The sequence below is a fragment of the Aliivibrio sp. SR45-2 genome, assembly GCF_963890165.1.
Taxonomy (GTDB): domain Bacteria; phylum Pseudomonadota; class Gammaproteobacteria; order Enterobacterales; family Vibrionaceae; genus Aliivibrio; species Aliivibrio salmonicida.
In genome coordinates this window covers 1-263 of the sequence record NZ_CAWPRC010000117.1, presented here as the reverse complement: position 1 = coordinate 263, position 263 = coordinate 1, and the positions used below count along the sequence as shown (strand labels likewise).

The 263-nt window shown below is 49.4% G+C and carries 2 tRNA genes; both read left to right on the top strand.

The window, feature by feature from the left end:
- Positions 1 to 47 precede the first annotated feature (47 nt).
- A tRNA-Lys gene (locus tag AACV33_RS06265) sits at positions 48 to 123 on the top strand.
- Between the two features lie 31 nt (positions 124 to 154).
- Positions 155 to 230: transfer RNA gene (locus tag AACV33_RS06260), tRNA-Val, on the top strand.
- Positions 231 to 263 lie beyond the last annotated feature (33 nt).

The following is a 263-nucleotide window of genomic DNA, read 5'->3' as shown; positions in this document are numbered from 1 at the left end:
CCTTTCACGGCGGTAACAGGGGTTCGACTCCCCTACGGGATACCATTGGGTCGTTAGCTCAGTTGGTAGAGCAGTTGACTTTTAATCAATTGGTCGCAGGTTCGAATCCTGCACGACCCACCATTCTTTCTCACGAAAGAATTAAAACTTTCGTGGGCGATTAGCTCAGTTGGGAGAGCACCTCCCTTACAAGGAGGGGGTCACTGGTTCGAGCCCGGTATCGCCCACCATCTTTAAGTATTCTCCTTGAGAGTCTTTAAAAA